The organism is Clostridium sp. Marseille-QA1073, from assembly GCF_054863625.1.
Genome location: NZ_JBSVQM010000009.1, coordinates 119,841 through 140,786, shown reverse-complemented (window position 1 = coordinate 140,786; position 20,946 = coordinate 119,841). Strand labels below are relative to the sequence as shown.

Annotated in this window: 16 protein-coding genes and 8 tRNA genes; all 24 read left to right on the top strand. The window is 28.7% G+C overall.

Annotation, left to right across the window (positions count from 1 at the left end):
* Positions 1-147: 147 nt before the first annotated feature.
* Positions 148-1,317, top strand: coding sequence for a S1C family serine protease (locus ACY1IQ_RS10525; protein WP_461613873.1), 1,170 nt, complete (start codon positions 148-150; stop codon positions 1,315-1,317).
* A gap of 411 nt (positions 1,318-1,728) precedes the next feature.
* A complete protein-coding gene (gene pth / locus ACY1IQ_RS10520) occupies positions 1,729-2,292 on the top strand; it encodes an aminoacyl-tRNA hydrolase (RefSeq protein ID WP_461613872.1) in 564 nt (187 codons plus the stop codon).
* Between the two features lie 73 nt (positions 2,293-2,365).
* Positions 2,366-5,896 (top strand): transcription-repair coupling factor, encoded by a 3,531-nt coding sequence (gene mfd, locus ACY1IQ_RS10515; RefSeq protein WP_461613871.1) that lies wholly within the window; start codon positions 2,366-2,368, stop codon positions 5,894-5,896.
* A 301-nt stretch (positions 5,897-6,197) separates the two neighbouring features.
* Positions 6,198-7,199: a peptidylprolyl isomerase gene (locus tag ACY1IQ_RS10510; protein WP_461613870.1), complete on the top strand. Its 1,002-nt coding sequence runs from the start codon at positions 6,198-6,200 to the stop codon at positions 7,197-7,199.
* A 532-nt stretch (positions 7,200-7,731) separates the two neighbouring features.
* On the top strand, positions 7,732-8,283 hold the full coding sequence (spoVT, locus tag ACY1IQ_RS10505) for a stage V sporulation protein T (RefSeq protein WP_461613869.1): 552 nt from the start codon (positions 7,732-7,734) through the stop codon (positions 8,281-8,283).
* A 423-nt stretch (positions 8,284-8,706) separates the two neighbouring features.
* Entirely contained in the window at positions 8,707-9,165 is a 459-nt protein-coding gene (gene tnpA, locus ACY1IQ_RS10500) for an IS200/IS605 family transposase (protein ID WP_461613868.1), read from the top strand.
* Positions 9,166-9,628: 463 nt separating this feature from the next.
* Positions 9,629-11,164 (top strand): putative polysaccharide biosynthesis protein, encoded by a 1,536-nt coding sequence (locus tag ACY1IQ_RS10495; protein WP_461613867.1) that lies wholly within the window; start codon positions 9,629-9,631, stop codon positions 11,162-11,164.
* Positions 11,165-11,202: 38 nt separating this feature from the next.
* On the top strand, positions 11,203-12,648 hold the full coding sequence (gene yabN / locus ACY1IQ_RS10490) for a bifunctional methyltransferase/pyrophosphohydrolase YabN (RefSeq protein ID WP_461613866.1): 1,446 nt from the start codon (positions 11,203-11,205) through the stop codon (positions 12,646-12,648).
* A 138-nt stretch (positions 12,649-12,786) separates the two neighbouring features.
* A complete protein-coding gene (locus ACY1IQ_RS10485; protein ID WP_461613865.1) occupies positions 12,787-13,062 on the top strand; it encodes an HU family DNA-binding protein in 276 nt (91 codons plus the stop codon).
* Positions 13,063-13,406: 344 nt separating this feature from the next.
* Entirely contained in the window at positions 13,407-13,667 is a 261-nt protein-coding gene (locus ACY1IQ_RS10480; RefSeq protein ID WP_291578817.1) for an RNA-binding S4 domain-containing protein, read from the top strand.
* Positions 13,668-13,760: 93 nt separating this feature from the next.
* Complete coding sequence (gene yabP / locus ACY1IQ_RS10475; protein ID WP_039634383.1) at positions 13,761-14,054, top strand: sporulation protein YabP; 294 nt, start codon at positions 13,761-13,763, stop codon at positions 14,052-14,054.
* A 17-nt stretch (positions 14,055-14,071) separates the two neighbouring features.
* Positions 14,072-14,452 (top strand): spore cortex biosynthesis protein YabQ, encoded by a 381-nt coding sequence (gene yabQ, locus ACY1IQ_RS10470; protein ID WP_461613864.1) that lies wholly within the window; start codon positions 14,072-14,074, stop codon positions 14,450-14,452.
* Positions 14,453-14,595: 143 nt separating this feature from the next.
* The gene (locus ACY1IQ_RS10465; protein ID WP_291564783.1) at positions 14,596-14,877 is read left to right on the top strand and encodes an FtsB family cell division protein; all 282 of its coding nucleotides are present in this window, start codon (positions 14,596-14,598) and stop codon (positions 14,875-14,877) included.
* Between the two features lie 74 nt (positions 14,878-14,951).
* Positions 14,952-15,365 (top strand): S1 domain-containing RNA-binding protein, encoded by a 414-nt coding sequence (locus tag ACY1IQ_RS10460; RefSeq protein ID WP_461613863.1) that lies wholly within the window; start codon positions 14,952-14,954, stop codon positions 15,363-15,365.
* A 192-nt stretch (positions 15,366-15,557) separates the two neighbouring features.
* Positions 15,558-15,646: transfer RNA gene (locus ACY1IQ_RS10455), tRNA-Leu, on the top strand.
* Between the two features lie 4 nt (positions 15,647-15,650).
* Positions 15,651-15,726, top strand: a tRNA-Met gene (locus ACY1IQ_RS10450).
* Positions 15,727-15,730: 4 nt separating this feature from the next.
* A tRNA-Met gene (locus ACY1IQ_RS10445) sits at positions 15,731-15,807 on the top strand.
* Positions 15,808-15,867: 60 nt separating this feature from the next.
* Positions 15,868-15,956, top strand: a tRNA-Leu gene (locus ACY1IQ_RS10440).
* Between the two features lie 4 nt (positions 15,957-15,960).
* A tRNA-Met gene (locus tag ACY1IQ_RS10435) sits at positions 15,961-16,036 on the top strand.
* 57 nt (positions 16,037-16,093) lie between these two features.
* Positions 16,094-16,182: transfer RNA gene (locus ACY1IQ_RS10430), tRNA-Leu, on the top strand.
* A 5-nt stretch (positions 16,183-16,187) separates the two neighbouring features.
* Positions 16,188-16,263: transfer RNA gene (locus ACY1IQ_RS10425), tRNA-Met, on the top strand.
* Positions 16,264-16,266: 3 nt separating this feature from the next.
* Positions 16,267-16,343, top strand: a tRNA-Met gene (locus ACY1IQ_RS10420).
* Between the two features lie 650 nt (positions 16,344-16,993).
* On the top strand, positions 16,994-19,396 hold the full coding sequence (spoIIE, locus tag ACY1IQ_RS10415; RefSeq protein WP_461613862.1) for a stage II sporulation protein E: 2,403 nt from the start codon (positions 16,994-16,996) through the stop codon (positions 19,394-19,396).
* A 168-nt stretch (positions 19,397-19,564) separates the two neighbouring features.
* Positions 19,565-20,941 (top strand): tRNA lysidine(34) synthetase TilS, encoded by a 1,377-nt coding sequence (gene tilS, locus ACY1IQ_RS10410; protein ID WP_461613861.1) that lies wholly within the window; start codon positions 19,565-19,567, stop codon positions 20,939-20,941.
* Positions 20,942-20,946 lie beyond the last annotated feature (5 nt).

Below are 20,946 nucleotides of genomic sequence, written 5' to 3'. Positions count from 1 at the left end.
TAGCGGTGAACAGTGTTCGCCATATAACTAGCAATTATTTGCTAGTTAAAAAATTATTCAAAGAAATTATTTTGTCTAAAAATAATTTCAACATTAATTGTCAATTGTCAATTTTCCATTGTCAATTGCCTAAGGAGGTGGAGCTATATGGATAATCAGCCTAGTATTAAAGAACCTTCAACAATGGATGTTGGAGGAGATATAATTTTTAAAAAAACTAAAAATAAGAAAAAGATTGGATATAAGATTTTTATTAATATAATTTTTTATATTATAATAGCTTCACTTTCAGGAGCTATTACTGCAAAGACTTTAGTGAAAAAAGAATTTGCTAAAATTATAGAGGATAATAATAGTAATAAAAATTCCATAGTTCTAAATACAAAAGAAAAGAGCAAAGCTATGTCTGATATTGCCAACAAAGTTTCAGCTTCTGTAGTATCTATAAGCAAAATAGCTCCTGGTACGAATATAGAAATAGAAAGTGGTGCGGGTACTATTATAAGAGAAGATGGATATATAGTAACTAATCAGCGTATAGTATATAAAGCAGATGAACTTAAGGTAAAATTATCAAATAATAAAGTTTATACTGGAAAAGTTATAGGGTCAGATGCAGTTTTAGATATTGCAATAATTAAAATAGATGAGGTTGGATTACCGGCTGTTATTATAGGAGATAGTTCAAAAGTTGAAATAGGCGATGAAGTAATTGCTATTGGAAATCCTATTGCTAATGCTTTTCAAGGGGCCGTATCCTTTGGAGAAGTAGAAAATCAAAGCCAAAGAATTTCGGTTACGGATAGGCAAACAAGACAACCGGTTGGGTATAATGCTATAAGAACTAATATTGAAATATTTTCAGGAAACACCGGAGGGCCACTTTGTAATTTAAATGGTGAAATGATAGGAATAAATAATAATATATTGAGCTATACAGAAAAAGCTACAAAATCTGGATTTGCAATAACCATAGAAGATGCTAAGCCTATAATAGATGCGTTAATGAAGAAGGGAAATACACTAAGGCTTGGATTAGGTATATATGGTGATAAGGCAATACCTAAAAATGGTGTAGATGGAGTATCAGGGGTATATGTTAAAGATGTTTTACAGGATAGTGAGGCTTATAAAGCTGGAATAAGACCTACGGACATAATTACTTCTATAAACGATATAAACATTACAGATGTTGGGGATATAAGTAGAGCTCTGAGAACCTCACAAGAAGGTCATATTGCAGTTTGTAAGGTATGGAGAAATGGAGAATATCAATTTATAAATGTAAAATTAGCTTATTATAGAATGCTATCTTAAAAATTGAATTAATAATATAAAATATATAATATTTTAAAGTAAATACAAGAGCTACGTAGCTCTTGTATTTTTAATATAGCAAAAGTTATTTAAAAGTTAAATTTGTGTATAAGAAAATTTATAATTAAAATCATAAAAAATTATTAGAGATAAGAATTTAAGTTATTTCTAGATAAATTAAATTTTAGATTTAAGTATTGCATAGTATTTACATATAAGGTAAATATATATAATGTAAAATTATATAAGAATATATTTTAATATATTCTTATAGGATTTCCAGTTTTTTTGTAGTAATATATTTTTGTAGTATTATAATAAATAACAGTATTTTGTACTTTGATTTTTATATCTTTAGTTTAGTATAATATAAATACTGTATAACTGGCGGATGAATTTTGGAGGTATCAAATGTATTTAATAGTAGGACTAGGTAATCCAGGAGATAAATATGATAAAACAAGGCATAATGTAGGCTTTGATATAATAGACTTATTTGCACAAAAGTATAATATTTCTATTAATAGGATAAAATTTAAAGGTATATATGGTGAGACAACAATAAATGGAGAAAAGGTAATATTGTTAAAACCTCAAACTTTTATGAATTTAAGTGGGGAAAGTGTTAGAGAAGTATGCGATTTTTATAAAATTCCTAATGATAATGTCATAGTTGTTTATGATGATATAAGTCTTGATATTGGCACTATAAGAATTAGGGCAAAAGGTAGTGCAGGAGGACATAATGGAATTAAAAATATAATTTCACATCTTTCAACAGAAGCTTTTCCTAGAATTAAGATAGGGGTTGGACAACCGAGATATGATCTAGTAGACCATGTTTTGGGAAAGTTTTCAAAAGAAGAAAGAGAACTATTGGAAAAAACCTTTGAACCAAGTGTTCAAGCTATAGAAACTATAATAACTAATGGAGTTGCTGAAGCTATGAATAAGTTTAATGGTATTAAAGCCTAGCTATTGCTAGGTTTATAACTATTTATAGAAAAGTTCGGTATATTTCCATTTTATTTGTATAGAGGTGATAATTTTGAGACTAAATGGACTTATGATGCCATTAAGACATAGTGAAGAATTTAGAGAAATCTCAAAAAGTATTAAAGGAAATAATTTTCCTATAGGTATTTACGGAGTTTCTGAATCTGCAAAAAGCTATTTAATAAATGGAATTTATGAAGAGGTAAATAAAAAAATCCTTATAGTTACTCATAATGATGTAGAAGCAAAAAATATTTGTGAGGATTTAAGTTTTTATTTAAATGATGTGTATTATTTTCCAACTAGGGAAGTAGTTTTTTATAATATCGATGCTATTTCTGGAGATTTAAGATGGGAACGTCTTAAAATATTTAAAAAGATGTTAGAAGATGGACCTAAGATAATAGTAGCATCTATAGAGTCGCTATTAGCTGTGTATACTCCAGTAGACTTATTTAAGGATTATATATTTTCTTTAAAGGTAGGAGATATAGTAGATATTAGAGAATTAAGTGAAAAGCTTATTCAATGTGGTTATGAGAGAAGTGAAGCAGTTGAAACAAAAGGCCAATTTTCAATAAGAGGAGGAATATTAGATATCTTTCCTCCTATAGATGCTCTTCCTTATAGAATAGAATTTTTTGATGATGAAATAGATTCTATTAGAACTTTTAATACAGATACTCAAAGAAGTATTGAAAAGGTAAGTACTATAGAGATATTTCCAGCAAAAGAAATAATTATAACTAGCAAAAGTTTAAAGGAAGCTTATGATAACATTAATAAAGATTTTAATAACTCGCTTTTAAATTTTAATAAGAAGAAAGAAAAAGAAGCTATAGAGAGATTGACATCCATAGTTAATAGTAATATTGAAGCTCTTAAAGAAACTTGGAGTTTTGAAACTATAGATAGTTATATACCATATTTTTATGAAAATATTTCTACATTTTTTGATTATCTAAATGATAGTTTTGTTATAGTAGATGATGTTCAAAGATGTAATGGTAAGCTGGAAAGTGTTTACTTTGAGTTTAAAGAAAACTATGAAAATTTCTTGAGGAGAGGAAATATACTTCCAAGACAAGGAGAACTTTTAATCTCAAAGGAAGAAACTTTACAACTACTAGAGAGCAAAAGAGTGCTAACTATAGATACTATTGCTAAATCAAGCAAAATATTAAAACCAAGAACTATTTCTTCTTTCTCGCAAATAACTATACATGATTATCATGGTCAGTTAGATTATTTAATTGATGACATTAAAGACAAAAAAGATAATAATTATAGGACAGTAATATTATCAGGAACAAGAACTAGAGGAGAAAGATTAATAGATACTCTAAGGGATAGAGGTATTGAAGCAAGTTATAAAGACTTTATTGATAACATAGAACTTGGTCAAGTTGTTGTAACTTTTGGTAATGCATTGAAAGGATTTGAATATCCGGAGCTTAAAGTATGTGTAATCTCTGATAAGGAAGTATTTGGACAATCTAAGAGAAAAACAGGAAGAAAAGGAAATAAAAAAGGTGCAGGAAAGATTAAAAGCTTTACTGAGCTTAAATTAGGAGATTATGTAGTACATGCAAACCATGGAATAGGTGTATATAAAGGAATAAACCAACTTGAAATACAAGGCCATAAAAAGGACTTTTTAGAGCTTACTTACAATAATGGAGATACTTTATATGTTCCTGTAGAACAGTTAGATTTGGTACAAAAATATATAGGTAGCGAGGGAAAATCACCTAAAGTAAATAAACTAGGTGGAAGTGAATGGATTAAAGCTAAAAATAAAGTTAAAAAATCTATAGAAGACATAGCGGAAGATCTAGTTAAGCTCTATGCTACTAGATCACAAATTAAAGGTCATAAATATGGTGTTGATACAGTATGGCAAAAGCAGTTTGAAGATGAATTTCCTTATGATGAAACACCAGACCAATTAACTGCTATAGAGGAAATTAAAAAGGATATGGAAAGTCATAAGCCTATGGATAGACTTTTATGTGGAGATGTTGGTTATGGAAAAACAGAAGTAGCCTTAAGAGCTGCTTTTAAATGCGTAATGGATGGAAAACAGGTTGCATTTTTAGTTCCTACAACTATACTTGCAGAGCAGCATTACAAGAATATGTTAAAAAGATATTCTGATTTTCCTTTAAAAGTGGATATGATAAGTAGATTTAGGACAGCTTCACAAACTAAGGCAATATTAAAATCTGTTAAAGAAGGAAATGTGGATATACTGGTAGGTACCCATAGGATATTACAAAAGGATGTTTCATTTAAGGATTTAGGATTATTAATAGTAGATGAAGAACAGAGATTTGGAGTTACTCATAAAGAAAAAATTAAGTCCATAAAAAAGAATATAGATGTTTTAACTTTAACTGCAACTCCTATTCCAAGAACATTGCATATGTCTTTAACAGGGGTAAGAGATATAAGCGTAATTGAAACTCCTCCAGAGGAAAGATATCCAGTTCAGACTTATGTAGTTGAATTTAATGATCAGCTTATTAGAGATGGTATAATGAGAGAGTTGAATAGGGATGGCCAAGTATTTTTTGTGTATAACAGGGTTGAAACTATAAAAGAAATGGCAAGTTATCTGGGAAAACTTATACCTGAAGCCAGAATAGCAGTAGCTCATGGTCAAATGACTGAAAGAGAACTGGAAAAAATAATACTAGATTTTATAGATTATAAATATGATATTTTAGTATGTACAACTATTATAGAAACGGGTATAGATATTCAAAATACTAATACCATGATAATTTATGATGCAGATAAAATGGGCTTATCTCAGTTATATCAATTAAGAGGTAGAGTAGGTAGGACTAATAGGATAGCATATGCCTATTTTACTTATATGAAGGATAAGATTTTAACAGAGGTAGCGGAAAAACGTCTTAAAGCCATTAAAGATTTTACTGAATTAGGTTCAGGTTTTAAAATTGCTATGAGAGATTTGGAAATAAGAGGTGCAGGAAATATTATGGGTTCTGCACAGCATGGACATATGGCTACTGTAGGATATGACTTATATTGTAGAATGCTTGAAGATATGATAAAGCTTATTAAAGGTGACATTGAAAAAGAGCCTATTGAAACTACTGTTGAAATTAAAATTGATGCTTATATTCCAAGTAGCTATGTGAAGGATGAAACACAAAAAATTGAGGTTTACAAAAAGATTGCATCTATCGACTCTTATGAATATATGATGGAATTACAAGATGAGATAGAAGATAGATTTTCAGATATACCGCCTACTGTTTATAATTTGATGAATATTGCTTATTTAAGAAGTATGGCAAAAGAAATAGGTATTATTGAGATTAAAGAAGTTAAAAATGAAATACTAATTACTTTTGAAAATAAACAAAATATTAGTCGAAATTTAATTACTGGTCTATTAGACAATTATATAAGCAAAATAACTTTTAAAATGGGAGAAGTACCGGTTATTGCTTATAAGATAAAGGAAGCTAAGAAGGAAGAGCTTCTTAATAATCTAATTGAGTTAATTAAGTATATGAAAGAATTTAATGGCAAAGCTAATAATAAATAATTTTTTAAATTATTTTCAATAATTTGCTATAAACTTTTAATGATTAGAAGTTTGTGATAAAATTATTTTTAAATGTCACAAAGATGAAATATTATCGTATTAAAATGGGACTGTAGTATAAAGCTATATTTTAAAATATTATTACTTTTGGATTTATTTAGGTTTATAAATTCGTAAAATTAAATGATTAATGTTTAGAAGTAGGAATAACTATTTATGAGATAGAATATAAGTTTTAGTTATTTAAACTTTTATAGAGTTTAAAATATAGCTATTAAAAAAATAGAACGGGGGATTTAAAGTGAAAAACATAAAAAAATTAATAGTAGCATCCCTAGTGGCTGTGATGGCAACTTCTTTAGTTGGATGTAGTTTAATTGAAAAGACTCCAGAAGGTATCGCAAAATCAAAGGTTGCAAAATATAGCGATAAGAAAATAACAAGGGCTGAACTTGATGAAAGAATGGGACCAGTTATAACTTATATCAAAAAGATGCAAGGTGAAAACTTTGATAAGACTGAAGAAGGCAAGAACATGTTAAAAGAACAGAGAATTAATATGTTAAATAGAATGATTGGAGAAGGAATTCTAGAAGAGAAAGCTGTAGAGCTTAAAGTGATGCCTAATGATGATGAGGTTAAAAAATATATAGATCAAGAATACAAAACAATAAAAGATGCTTTTGAAAGTGAAGAAAAATTTAAAGAAGGATTAGAGCAATCTGGTGAAACTGAAGAAAGCATAAAAGCAAATATAAAAAATCAACTTATATATAATAAAGTTTTTGAAGAAGTAGTTAAAGATGTTAAAGTAACTGATGAAGATGCAAAAACTCATTATGACTCTAATATGACTTATTATACTGAAAAGCCAAATAAAATTAATGCAGCTCACATTTTAGTTGAAAATGAAGAAGAGGCTAAGGATATAATTAAAAGATTAGATGCTGGTGAGGATTTTGCAAAGCTTGCAAAGGAAAAAGGAACAGATGGAACTAAAGATAAAGGTGGAGAGTTAGGCTGGATAGATTATAATGATACAGGTTATGATAAAACTTTTATGCAGTTTGCAATTGCTCTACAAAAAGGAGCTTATACAAAAGCACCAGTTAAAACTCAATATGGTTATCATGTAATAAAATGTATAGATAAGGAAGAGTATCCAGTTAAGAAATTTGATACTGTAAAAGAAGACATTAAAAAGAGTTTACTAGATGAGAAGAAAAATACACAATGGAATGAAACGGCTAACAAATGGCAAGAAGAAGCTAAAATTAAAATTTATGAAGATAATTTAAAATAATTTAAGATGTGTGAAAGAAAATAACAAATCTTTAACATAAAAGGAGCTATGATTTAATTCATAGCTCCTTTTATGTTGAGTATTTTAAAAAATAGATAAAAGAACAAATTCAAAGAATAGAGTAAAATATGGTAAAACTTTCATAATTTACAACCTAAAATTAAGAAAATATTAATAAAAGTTAAAATTTTTGAAAACAAAATATAAATTTTTAATAACAAATAGTCTATAATCATGCATCTATTATAAAAAATTATAAGTTTTTAAATTTACGATTACTATCAAAATTGTGGAATCTTCATTTTGGTGTAATTCGGAAATTTATGATTTATGTACAAAAAATATTTAAAAGTTTGTTGATTATTTTAATGATTTCCAAAAATAGCATATTATAGACTGTAATTTTAAAAAGGTATCTTTGCTCAAATTTTGTTATAAATTAATCTTTATGCAAATGTGTATAAAATTTCAAATTTAGAAGGATAATAATAGCACAAGTACATAATTAAAGTTATTTGAGGAGGAATTAGTTATGAAGGCAACCGGTATAGTAAGACGTATAGATGATTTAGGTCGTGTAGTAATTCCAAAAGAAATCAGAAGAACTCTTAGAATTAGAGAGGGAGATCCGCTAGAGATATTTACTGATAGAGAAGGTGGAGTAATACTTAAAAAATACTCTCCAATTGAAGAGTTAAGCGAATTCTCTAAAGAATATGCAGAGGCACTTCAACAGACAATTGGACATATTGTAGTTGTGGCTGATAAAGATAGTATTATATCTGTTAGTGGTGGACCTAAAAAGGACTATATGGATAAAAAAGTTAGTATGCAACTTGAAAAAATAATGGAAGGTCGTAGAGCTGTTATATATGGAACAGGGGCAGAGAAGGCTATACCATTATATGAAGATGAAGATGAGACTGTTTATAGTTCTCAAGTTGTTAGCCCTATAGTAGCAGAAGGAGATGCTATTGGAGCTGTTGTAATACTTTCTAAAGAGGAAAATGTAAAATTTGGGGATTTAGAACTAAAACTAGCTGAAACAGCATCTGCTTTCTTAGGAAAGCAAATGGAGCAATAATGGCAGGATTCTGCCATTATTTTTTATTTTTTGCTTTCCGTTATTCTACTACCATCTATACTATTAACAAATATAATCTTTTTAATCACATTTACGAAATTTTAATAAATATTTTTGTTATGTATAAACTTTAGAAATTACCAAAGCAAAGATAGCGATTATAGATTTAAATATATAATTAATGGAAAATTAAAAGTGAGAAATTGACAATTATGGTTGAAATTAGTTTTGATTGAACTAATTTCTTTAACTAATTTTTTTCTAGCAATACAATTGCTAGATTTTTTGTTATTTGAAAACCCCTAGTTAGACTAGGGGTTCAGTAAAGCTTTTAGCTATAAGTCACAAAATAAAAACTCCTTTTGATATAATGAAATTGTGGTCTGTCAACTACAAAATATTAATCAAAAGGAGGTCATTCAGATGAATGATATACATAGTTTATCACATACAAAATGGAACTGCAAATATCATGTAGTGTTTGCACCAAAGTATAGAAGAAAAGTATTTTATGAAGAAAAAAGGTTAGAAGTAGGAGCTATACTTAGAGAGTTGTGTAGATGGAAAGGTGTAAATATAATAGAAGCAGAAGTTTGTCCAGATCATGTGCATATGTTTTTAGAAATACCACCAAAGATGAGCATATCAAGTTTTATGGGATTTTTAAAAGGAAAAAGTAGTTTAATGATATATGAAAGATGGGGAAATCTAAAATATAAATATAGAAATAGAGAATTTTGGTGCCGAGGATATTATGTAGATACAGTAGGAAAAGATGCAAAAAAGATAAAGGAATATATAAAAAATCAATTGAAGGAAGATCAATTAGGTGAACAATTAACTTTATTAGGAGATCAAGACCCGTTTACGGGTAGCAAGTAAAAATGCGCATGTGGCAGATCATAAAATACGCCCTTTAGGCGTTGCTAGTAGAAAAGCCTTATAGGCATTAATGAAAAACCTCCGGCTTAGCCGGAGGATATTTATTACTCTGAAATTACTTTGTAACTTCAAAGATAAATTACTTTAAATTTCTCGGCTATTACCGATAAATATCCAAAATTGTGAATTATGCATTGTGAATTGAAAAAAGTTGTGAACTTAATAGTTTTAATTATAATGTTAAGAAATATAAACTACTTTCAAATATATTAATTTTAGAATCGGTATGTTTATATATTTCATGAAACCCCTATTAAAAAGTTATTAGTGCGATTACAATAAAAATTTTCAATAATTAAAAACATATAATTTAAAAATTAATAAAAAATATATTCTGTACAAGTAATAATGCTAGAAAAACCGCAATAAGTATTAGAATAAAAAGGTTTTTTAGGGGGATTATATGAAAAAACATTCATTAATAAAAGGTACAATGATTTTGGGTATTGCTGGAATTTTTGCTAGATTTTTAGGCCTGTTTTTTAGAATACCAATTCAGACACTTATAGGTGATGAAGGTATGGGGTATTATCAAATGTCATATCCTTTATATATGACATTCGTTGCATTAGCATCAGGAGTACCTATTGCAATGTCTAAAATAATTTCAGAATTAAATGCAAAAAATGATTTTTACGGCATTAGAAAAGTGCTAAAGGATACTCTTTTAGTAATGCTACCTATAGGATTTTTAGCTTCTTTTCTTATGATTTTCTTTTCAAGATCCATAATTCAAGGATTAAAATGGCATGAAAACTCATATCTGTCTTTTATAATAATTTCTGTTGCTCCTATATTTGTATGCATTATGTGTACTTTTAGAGGCTTCTTTCAAGGACTTCAAAATATGACATATACAGGAATATCCCAGATAATTGAGCAAATAGGTAGAGTTGGTGGAGGTGTATTATTTGCATATTTATTATTACCTAAAGGTATAGAATTTGCAGCAGGGGGAGCGGCTTTTGGTACAGTTGTAGGCGGCATATTAGGTAGTATATATTTAATTACAATCTACTATAGAAAGAGCAAATTTATGTATAAAGTTAAAGGAATAGAGAGTAAGAGTATGATCTCAGAAATAGGAAAAGCAGCATTGCCTATTTCATTAGGTGCAGCAGTAGGTACAATAATGTCATTAATAGATTCTATAATAGTTCCTGAAAGAATGCTAAAAGCAGGTTTTTCTGTATCAGAAAGTGCAGTCTTATATGGTCAATTAACAGGAAAGGCAGTAACTCTTTCAAATGTACCTTTAGCACTTTCAGTGGCATTATGTGCATCTTTAGTACCTATCATTTCTGAAGCTTATAGCACAAACAGAACCTTTGAGTTAAATAGAAGAATAGAAATGGCTTTTAAGTTATCCTTTGTCATTGCATTACCTTGTACAGCGGGACTATATTCTTTAGCAGCTCCAATAATGCACTTAGTATTTATGAAAGATGTAGGTGGTTATAATATATTAAGGCTAGTAGCTACCACAATACCTTTTATAGTAATAACACAGACTACTACAGCGTTATTACAAAGCGTAGGAGACTATTTAAGGCCTGTTTATAACCTTGCTATAGGTTGTATAGTAAAAGTAATAATAAGTTACTTGTTGATTCCTATGACCGTTATAAATATATATGGTGCAGTTATAGGGACATTGTGTGGCTATATAGTTACGGTAATCTTGAATATGTTCCAAATTAAGAAAATATTTTCCGTTAAGCTCAGTTTATATGAAGTTTTATTAAAGCCAGCAATAGCATCATTAATTATGATAATTGCGGTTGTGTTTACGTATAATAATGTCTATAATTATACAATAAGTAATGGAATATCTTGCTTATTAGCTATATTTGTAGGAGCATTAATATATACAATATTGATTGTAGTACTTAAGATATTTACTGTAGAAGATATCAAAGGAAGGATTGTAAAGAACTAATTTATAGAAAAATGAAAAGAGTAGGGAGTGTGAAGCGAATGATTAAAATAGTAGGCTTAGGACCAGGGGCTAAGGAAGCGCTCACAATTGGGACACTAGAACTTTTAAAAAGTGATTGTAAGGTTTTATTTAGAACAGAAAAGCATCCAAATGTTGAGTATCTAAAGTCTTTAGGAGTGACATTTGAAAGCTATGATTACATGTATGAAAAATTTGATAGCTTTGATGATGTTTATAATTCTATAGCTATGGATATAATAAAAGAACATAGTAAGTGTAATAATATAGTTTATGCAGTACCAGGACATCCACTAGTAGCAGAAAAATCAGTTACACTACTTATAAAATATTGTGATGAGAAGAATATTCCGTATGAAATAGTTCCCGCAGTAAGTTTTATAGATGCTGTTATGGAAACTTTAAAGTTAGATCCAATTGATGGAATAAAAATAATAGATGCATTTGATATTAAAAATCAAATATTGGATAAAAGAGCAGGACTTATAATAACTCAAGTTTATAATCAGCTTATAGCTTCAGAAACAAAATTATCACTGCTTGAATATTATAATGATGAAACGGAAATATATTTTATAAGAGCAGCAGGGGTTAAGGAAATAGAAAATGTTAGAAAGATAAAACTTTTCGAGCTTGATAGACAACAGGATATAGACTATCTAACCTCTATTTATATTCCCAAAAACTTAGAAGAAACCAAAGATTTTTTTGATTTACTTAAAGTGATGGAAACTTTAAGAGGGGAAGATGGCTGTCCTTGGGATTTAGAGCAAACCCATAAATCATTAAAGAGAAATTTAGTTGAAGAATGCTATGAGGTTTTAGAGGCAATTGATGAAGAAGATGATTTTAAACTTACAGAAGAGCTAGGCGATGTATTATTTCAAATAGTTTTTCATGCACAACTGGGCAAAGAAGAAGGATATTTCAACATAAATGACATAGTTAAAGTTATAACAGAGAAGATGATAAGACGTCATCCTCATATTTTTGGAAGTATCAAAATTAATAATACCAGTGAAGTTTTAGAGAGCTGGGATAAAATTAAGCAAAAAGAAAATGATTTTAAAACTTATACTGAGGAATTAAAGCATATACCTAAAAATTTACCTGCACTTTTAAGAGCAGATAAGGTTCAAGCTAAAGCTGCAAAGGTAGGTTTTGACTGGAAAGATCCTGAACCTGCGATGGAAAAAGTGCTAGAAGAATTAAACGAAATTAAAGATGTATATAATGGTAAAAATGAGGCAAAAATACTAGAAGAAGTAGGAGATTTAATATTTGCTTCAGTAAATGTTGCAAGACTTCTTGACATAGACCCAGAAATTGCATTAAATTATACTATAGATAAATTTATTAAGCGTTTTAAGTTTATAGAGGATTCTGCTCAAATTAAGGGAGTGGATCTCATGACTATGACGCTTGATGAAATGGATCAGTTATGGAATGAAGCAAAGAAGAAATAATTTATTACTTTTATGTTAAAACTATAATTGATTAGAAGGAATTTAAAAAACATTGAAGAATATGCTATCTTATATTCAATATATCTATTAGAATTTATGAATGTAGAAGCGTTTTTAAAAGATTAAGGAGGTACAATAGTGAATAAATCAGAATTAATTACAAGCATGGCTGAGAAATCAGGTTTAACTAAAAAGGAATCAGAGGTTGCTTTAAAAGCGTTCATAGAGAGCGTTGAAGAAGCTCTAGGAAAGGGAGAAAAAGTTCAATTAGTTGGATTTGGAACTTTCGAAACTAGAGAAAGAGCTGCTAGAATGGGAAGAAATCCAAGAACTAAAGAAGAAATAGAAATTCCTGCTTCAAAAGCACCTGTTTTCAAAGCAGGAAAAGAATTTAAAGACATAGTTAATAAATAGTCTTATTTTACTTATTAAAAAGCCTGGATTTATTCTAGGTTTTTTTTATTAATCATATCTTAGAAAATAGTTAATTATATTTTATGTCATACTGTAACATTACAAAGATAGTGTCACTATTTTAAGAGCTAGCTATCTATGTGATATAAAATATCCTCAGAATATTTAAATAGTTATTTTCTTTGAGATGATGATAGTGTATTACAAATCATTTAAGGTTATAATTATATTTAAATAATAAAGTTTATATAATATTTTACAGAATTAATTTTAGTTATTTTGGAATTATTTATAATTATAAATTTTAAAATGCAAATTTGAATAAAATATATTGGGGGATGGCTATGAGACTTGATAAGTATTTAAAGGTGTCAAGAATAATTAAGAGAAGAACAGTTGCAAAGGAAGTTTGTGAAAGTGGTAGGGTTTCAATAAATGGTAAAGTTGCTAAGGCAGGAACGGTAGTAAAAGAAGGAGATATTATTGAAATTCAATTTGCAACTCAAGTATTAACAGCAAAAATAGTAAATATAGCAAATCATGTAACTAAAGAAAATGCTAAAACTATGTATGAAATAATATCAGGAGAAGAAGATAAGGAATAATTATTTCTTCTTAAATTGCTTTTCTTTGCATATATTTTTCTTAAAGAAATATTATTTATTAGGAATACTTTTAATATATGCAAGGAGGGTTTTATGGATAACAAGGAAACCAAGATAGAAGATAGAAAAAGTTATTTAACTTTAGATTCAAGAAAAAAGATGACAATTGACGGAGTTGAGGAAATTGTAAGCTTTAATGATGAACAAATCCTTTTAAATACAGTTCTTGGTTCTATGGATATAAGAGGAGAAAACTTAAAAATGAATAAACTAGATGTACAAAATGGAGATGTAATGATAAGTGGGAAAATAAGTTATATTGTATATACCAGTGATGAAAAAAAATCTAGAAAGGGAAAAGGCATTCTTTCAAGGCTTTTTAGGTAAATATCATGCTGTTTACAATGGAACAACAAATAATATTATTTGTATTTAGTTTATTAAGTGGAGTTTTAATAGGCGTTCTCTTTGATATTTATAGAATTATAAGAGGATTTGAAGATGTTGGTGCAATTATAACCATAATTCAAGATATTTTATTTTGGATTGCTACAGGATTTATTGTGTTTATATTTATGATGTACACAAGCTATGCGTATATGAGCTTCAATGTTTTTGTATATGTAGGTATAGGATTATTTGTATATATTAAACTAATTAGTAAGATATTTATAAATGTACTTCACAACGTATTATTGGCTATTGGAAAGGTATTAAGAGTAATATTTAATACATTGTCTTATCCTGTAAGATTTTGTTTATATAAAATAATAGGAAAAAGTTAAAAATTAATGTAAAATACCTTGAACAAATGAACGATTCAAATTAAAATATACTTATGAGTTTAACATAAGTAGTTATATTTTAATATAATAACTATTGAATAATAAGTTGTTATACTCATTCTATGTGGAGGGTGAGTTGTATAATGAAAAATAGAAAAATTAAAAACTTATTATTATCTCTATTAATTGTTTATGTTTCTTATATTTTCATAAATCAGCAGAAGATAATGCATAGACAAAAGGTTGAATTTGAAACCTACACTGTGGAGTTAGAAAAGGTGCAAGAAGAAAATAAAAAATTACAGGATGAAGTGCAGTTATCAAAAACTGATAAGTATATTGAGAAACTTGCAAGAGAAAAATTAGGACTTATTAAAGAGGGTGAGACTCCTGTAATCAATAACAGTGTAAAAGAAGATAAGTAATCTATGTTATGTTTAACATAACATGATATATAACATAATAATTAAAACATTATTTAAGGAGGAATCTTTTTAATATGACCTTAAAGGCTGGAAGTATTGTAGAAGGTAAAGTGGTTAATATCACTAATTTTGGTGCTTTTGTTGAAGTGGAAGGAAAAACAGGACTTGTTCACATTTCCGAAGTATCAGACGTCTTTGTAAAAGACGTGAGAGATCATCTAAAAGAAGAAGACGTTGTTAAGGTGAAAGTTATTTCAGTTGATGACAACGGAAAAATGAGCTTATCTATAAAACAAGCAGGAGTACCAAAAAAATCAGTAAAACCTGTGGAAATAGACTGGGAAAAAGAGAAAGGAAAAACTGGTGGTTCTTCATTTGAAGATAGAATATCTAAGTTCTTAAAAGACAGCGAAGAAAGATTTCAAGATTTAAAAAGACATCAAGATAATAAAGGGCGCGGATATAGTAGAAAAAGTTCAAACTATTAATATAAATTTAGAGAGTGCTAAATTTTTAGCACTCTTTTAATTATATTAGAGACCTAATATAGTTAAGTTTTAATAAAACTGCAAAAAATTTATAAAAGATAATAAAAATATTAAAATAAGTGTTGACAATATATAGACCTTAAACTATAATAAATATTGTCGCTGAAAGATGCACAAAATAATGAATAACCTGCTGAAGTGGCGGAACAGGCAGACGCACAGGACTTAAAATCCTGCGGTGGTTAAACACCGTACCGGTTCGATTCCGGTCTTCAGCACCAATATCGCGGGGTGGAGCAGTTGGTAGCTCGTCGGGCTCATAACCCGAAGGTCGTAGGTTCAAGTCCTATCCCCGCAACCAACATGGCGGAATAGCTCAGCTGGCTAGAGCATTCGGTTCATACCCGAAGTGTCGTAGGTTCAAGTCCTATTTCCGCTACCATAATCTTATAATTAATTTGAGGTTAAAATATTTTATATTACATATACTATAGTCAGAAATGCTGAAGTGGCGGAACAGGCAGACGCACAGGACTTAAAATCCTGCGGTGGTTAAACACCGTACCGGTTCGATTCCGGTCTTCAGCACCAATATCGCGGGGTGGAGCAGTTGGTAGCTCGTCGGGCTCATAACCCGAAGGTCGTAGGTTCAAGTCCTATCCCCGCAACCATTAATTTATGACTGATAGAATTAGTGTCATGTAAGAGCAATTTAAATTAAATAACCTGCTGAAGTGGCGGAACAGGCAGACGCACAGGACTTAAAATCCTGCGGTGGTTAAACACCGTACCGGTTCGATTCCGGTCTTCAGCACCAAATATCGCGGGGTGGAGCAGTTGGTAGCTCGTCGGGCTCATAACCCGAAGGTCGTAGGTTCAAGTCCTATCCCCGCAACCACATGGCGGAATAGCTCAGCTGGCTAGAGCATTCGGTTCATACCCGAAGTGTCGTAGGTTCAAGTCCTATTTCCGCTACCATAAAGACTTACAACTAAGTTGTAAGTCTTTTTTATATATAAAAAAGACTTATTAACATTTTTAATAAATTGAGAATTGACAATAGGGTGGAAATTAGTTTTAACCAAGCTAATTTGTTTAAATAGACTACTTAATAAAAGTGACTGTGTTACGTAAAAAGAATCAATTGAAAACTTCTCTTGTAAAAGGGAAGTTTTTAATAATTATCCATTGTTAATAGTTAATTCTTAATTACATATTAGTGTAGACTTAAAAACATAATTCTATGTATGCATAGATTAAATTTAAAAGTAGTAAATCTATATAGTTTATTAGTTATTTGGAAAAGTATTCCATTTATTATAATAAAAATTCTTTCAAATTTTATTATAAAGTTATTCATAACGACAACTTTAACTATAAAAGTTATCAACATGTTGGAAGATAAAAATATGAGAATTGTGGATAAAAAAATATAGCAATACTTTGAAAATAGTAAATTATGGTATAAAATGGTAATTGTATAGAAGAAAAACTTCTAGTTATAAAATGGTAAAAATATATATTTTGATGTCATAAAGATTTTATAATCTCATTCCACTAAATGACATTTATTTCCAGAATGCTTTGTTATAATTAACTTACAAATTTAAGGGGTAGGTGGTTATAAAATGCAATATGGTGCAGAGATAATTCCATATAAAAGAATTAAACGTACAAAGGAAAAACAAATTAAAGAAGAACAAAGCAGTAGAAAGTTGATTATAAAAACAGGAACATTGTTTTTTTTATGTTTTTTCATTAGTAGAACAATGATTATAAATAATACAGCACCATTTGGGATTGCGTTTTTATTAGTCATACTAATGAAAGAGGACAATAAAATATCTTTATTATCTGCTTTTGGTAGCTTGCTAGGGTATATTACTATGCAGAATCATGTTAAAGATATAAATATGTATTTTGTATTGGTTCCATTATTAACTTTTGTTTCTATGGTTTTAGGAGATACTGTGGAAAGTAAGTTGAAAAAAGCTGTACTAGCTATTACTGTTACCATATCAATTTTTGCTTATAGCATTTTAATAAATCAATATGGTTTTTCAGTGTCTTTAATTTCAACATTTACAAATATTTTTTGTATCTTCCCAATATATTTTATTCTGAATATAAGTAATTCATGCTTTGGAGAATTAAAAACAAAACATTTATTTAGTAATGAAGAAATAATTTGTATGTCCTTATTATTTTCAGTAGTTGTAGCAGGAACTTGGGGAATTAAAATATTTAACATTTCTCTTACAAATGTATTGGCATTGGCAATAGTAATAATATTTAGCTACATAAGTGGAAGTGCAATAGGAGCTACATCAGGAATAGCTATGGGAGCTATTATAGGAATGAGCAATGAGTATTTATTATTATATGTAAGTGTACTAGGGATTTGTGGGCTTGTAGCAGGAGCTTTTAAAGATGCCGGAAGGATATTTGTTTCATTAGCATTTTTAGTAACCTTTGCTATAGTTAAAGTTTATATGTCAACTTCTAATATGATGATGTCAAATAGTTTTATTATAATAGAAGGAATTTTGTCAGTGGGTATATTTTTAATAATACCTACTAATATATATGAACGTGTATCAGCAGAAATAAATTCTGAAAAGAAAAAGCAAAGTTTAGATAGAAATTATTTAAATAATATAAGAAATATGTATTTAGGAAGACTTGATAATTTTTCAGATGTACTTACAAATATGTCAAAAATACTAACTAATTTAGTGGACAATGACAAGCTTGCACTTCAAAGTAAAAGTAGCGCCTTAGTAGAAAATTTAGCAAGTAGAGTATGTAATGATTGTAATACTAATTGTATATGCTGGGCTAGAGAACATCATGTAACTTATAGTGCATTTGCTGAACTTATAGAAAATGAGCAGAAAAAAATAAATAAATTTCCATTTGAATTAGAAAGGAAGTGTCTTAGAAAAGGTGCGTTAATAAGAAATGTTGAGGATGTGGTAAACAAACATATTATAAGTGAAATGTGGAGAACTAGATTAAGTGAAGGCAGGGAACTTCTAGCAAGTCAAATAAACAATATGGCCCAATCTGTTCAAGAATTAGTGAAAGACTTTAATGAAGATATTAAAGTGGATGGAGAAGTGGAAAGAAACATAATAAAATTATTTGATAAAAATTATATAGAATATGATGATGTATTTTCCATTGAGGATAAAAAAGGGAGGTTGATAATTAGGATTTCATCATCAGAGTATGCTTCAATTGATATGTATGGAAAAGAAATTCTTCCTATAATTAATGAAGCTGTGGGAAAAAATATGATTATTAATGATGATGCATGTTATATAAATCCTGAAACTAATAAGTGCACTATTGTTTTAGAAGAGGCACCTAAGTTTAAAGTGGTAACTCATGTAGCAAAGGCAAGTAAAGAAGGATTTAATATACATGGAGATAGCTTCAGTTTTGGTAAATATGCTAATGGTAATTATATGATGCTTATTAGCGATGGTATGGGATCAGGACCACAAGCTGGACGAGAAAGTGAAGCAGCAGTAGAGTTAATAGAAAAATTTACTCATGCAGGATTTAGTAAAACTACAGCTATAAACACGGTAAATTCTATTATGACTTTAAAATTTTGTGAGGAGGAAAAATTTTCGACGGTAGATTTAAGTAGCATAGATTTATATACAGGAGAAATAGATTTTATGAAAGTAGGAGCAGTTGCTAGTTTTATAAAATCCGATGACACCATTGATATAATAAAATCAAAGAGTTTACCAATAGGCGTGCTTGATAAAGCTGATATAGAAAGACATAAAAAGTCTGTATCTCATGGTGATTTAGTAGTAATGGTAAGTGATGGTGTACTTGATGTAGAACCTTCAGGAAGAGTGGATTGGATTTTAGATTATATGATAAGAAATGATGATACAAATATAGGTGATTTAGCAGAAGGAATAATAGAGGAGGCGAAGAAGATAAGCAAAAACAAGGTTAAGGATGATATGACTGTATTGGTATCGAAAGTGTACAACCTGTATAGTTAGATTATAAAAATGAAGAATTGTAAAGCGTGGTATTTTTACATTTCTTCATTTTTTTATAGCTCTTAAATTTAAGAAATTAGAAACATTTAATGATATTTTTCTTTTATTAAAGGGTAATATATGATAATATGAGGTAATGAATATCATATTCTAGGAAGTGGTAAAAAGTTGAAAGATAAAGTTTTAAAAACTATAGCCGAAAATAATATGATTAATGATGGTGATAGAATAATAATTGCATTATCTGGTGGGCCAGATTCTATAACATTATTGCATATTTTACATACTTTAAAGAATAAACTAAATATAACCATTTATGCAGCTCATGTAAATCATCTTTTAAGAGGAAAAGATGCATATAAAGATGAGGAACTTTGTAAAAAGTATTGTGATGAGCTAGGAATTTTATGCTTTGTTAAAAGAGTTGATATTAATCAATTATCAAAAATAAAAAATATATCTCATGAGTTAGCTGGCAGAGAAGCTAGATATGAGTTTTTTGACGAGCTTATGAAAAAATATAACTGTAATAAAATTGCTATTGCCCATAATTTAAATGATCAAGCAGAAACTGTATTAATGCGTATGATGAGAGGTACAGGTATAGAAGGCTTAGTAGGGATTAGACCGGTTAGGGATAATACATTCATAAGGCCACTTATTGAGATAACAAGAAAGGAAATTGAAAAATATTGTGAGGAAAATGAACTTCCTGCTGCAATAGATAAAACTAATTTTGAAAATATTTATGCTAGAAACAAAATTAGGCTTGAACTCATTCCATATATGGAAAATAATTTTAATAAAGATATAATTCATACCTTAAATAGAATGTCAAATATTATTAGGGAAGATAATGATTATCTTGAAGAAATATCTGATGAAATATTTAAAAAATACTGTTATAGAAAAGACGATAGAGTTATAATATATAAAGATGCTTTTAGGCAACATAAAACTATTATTACAAGAGTATTAAGAAAAGCAATTCTTCAAATTAAAGGTGATTTATATAATATCGAAAACAGTCACATTATTGACATAATTAAGCTTTATAATCAAAACACTGGAAAGACTATTATGTTACCTGATAGCTTAATGGTTGATAATGTTTATAAAGATATACATATATATAAGGAAGTGAAAAATCATAATACTAATGTTTATGAAGTGATACCATTTAACGATGAGTTTTATTGTGAAAAGTTACATATAAAAATTATAACTAAAATTTTTCATAAGAATAATGACATTAATCTAAAGGATTCTGATATGGTAAAGTATTTTGATTTTGATAAAGTTAAAGATAATATAATATTAAGGTATAGAAAAGATGGAGATAGATTTACATCTCTAGGAATGAAGGGAAGTAAAAAGTTAAAGGCTTTATTTATTGATCTTAAAGTACCTAGGCATGAAAGAGATATTATTCCACTAATTTGTTTTGGAGATGAAATTGGATGGATAGTAGGTTATAGAATAAGTGAGAAATTTAAAGTTGACAATAATACAGAAAGAATTTTACAGATATGTATAGAAAGGTAGGAATT